Annotated in this window: 1 protein-coding gene; it reads right to left on the reverse strand. The window is 70.5% G+C overall.

What is annotated here, in order from left to right:
• Window positions 1-18: 18 nt before the first annotated feature.
• Window positions 19-1077, reverse strand: a complete 1059-nt coding sequence (locus GXB85_RS17740; protein ID WP_161918994.1) for an IS110 family transposase — start codon at window positions 1075-1077, stop codon at window positions 19-21.
• Window positions 1078-1293: the final 216 nt, after the last annotated feature.

Genomic DNA, 1293 nt, shown 5'->3' on the forward strand with positions numbered 1-1293 from the left:
GAGATGCTCCTATCGGCGTCAAGTGGGCATCGGGGCGCTCTCCAGGAGCCTGAACACGTGGCGGGCGAAGTAGCGCTTGAGGCAGCGCATCGCTTCGCGTTTGGTCTTGCCCTCGCTGATCCGGCGGGCGATGTAGGCCCTGGTCGCCGGGTGAACTCTTGCCCTGGCCAAGATGGCTGTGTGCAGGGCGCGGTTGAGCTGGCGGTCGCCGCCGCGTGAGAGGCGGTGTCGGGTCTGGTGCTGGCCGGAGGATGCCTGCAGCGGGGCGACGCCGCCCAGGCGGGCGAAGGCGGCCTCATCTCGGCAGCGGCCCGGGTGGGACCAGGAGACCAGGATCTGCGCGGCGAGTAGGACGCCGATCCCCGGCTCGTCGAGCAGGGCCGGTGCCATCGACCGGATCAGCGGCACCATCGCCGCCTCGAGCTCGCGGCACTCCCCGGTCAGCTGCGCGACCCGGGTCGCGGTGCTGCGTAGGGCGAGCTTCGTCGCCGCGTGCTCGGCGTCGCTCGCGGTGTCTGGGCGCAGGCGCTGACACCGAGTGATGAGCTGGCCCAAGGTCCGGCCGCGCAGCTCCTCGCGCAGGTCCACCGGGGCCGTGACGACGAGCGCCTTGAGCACGTTGATCGCCGCCACTCGGGCGAGCTTGGCGCTGTCACGTGCGGCGATGAGAGTGCGCAGGCCCTCGCGAGCACCGCGGGCTCGCGGCGTTGCCCAGTTCTTGCGACCGAGCGTCTCGCGAGCAGCCCGGACCGCGTCCAGAGCGTCGGACTTCGCGCCGTCCTTCGCGGCTCGGGTGCTCGGGTGGTCGAACTCGATGACGAACTCGCCCTTGGCCGACAACGACGCCGCGAGCCCAGCGCCGTAGCTGCCGGTGGACTCGATCGCCCACGCCCGGCGGCCGTCGGTGGTCCGTGCCTGGGCCCACCGCAGCGCCTGCCCATACCCGCGGGCGGTGGCCGGGAAGACCTTGCAGTCCATCTCGCCGTGGGTCTTGGCGCAGACGACCGCCGCAGTGACCCTGTCTCTGTCCGGATCGACCCCGATCACGTGGTCGACCAGCTCCGCCAACACCGCCATGCCTCCTCCTTGCTCCTGCGAACCGTGCTTCCGCCGAGGTCGAGGCAGGACTGTGACGGGTCACCCGAAGGGACAAGCTCCTAATCAAGCCATCAGGGTCGGCGGTGCGGCAGGCGGACAGATCTCTCAATGAGGACACCGGCAGGGTCGGTCATTCTGTGGGTCACGCCAGCCGGCACCACCTTGCCGCGCAGCATGCTGGCGAGTCTCACAGTC

Origin of the sequence: Cellulomonas sp. APG4, from assembly GCF_009996735.1 — a bacterium.
In the GTDB taxonomy this organism is placed as follows: Bacteria; Actinomycetota; Actinomycetes; order Actinomycetales; family Cellulomonadaceae; genus Actinotalea.

Coding starts and splice junctions, on each gene's coding strand:
- GXB85_RS17740 (WP_161918994.1), bottom strand. CDS start 1,077: ATGGCGGTGTTGGCGGAGCTGGTCGACCACGTGATCGGGGTCGATCCG.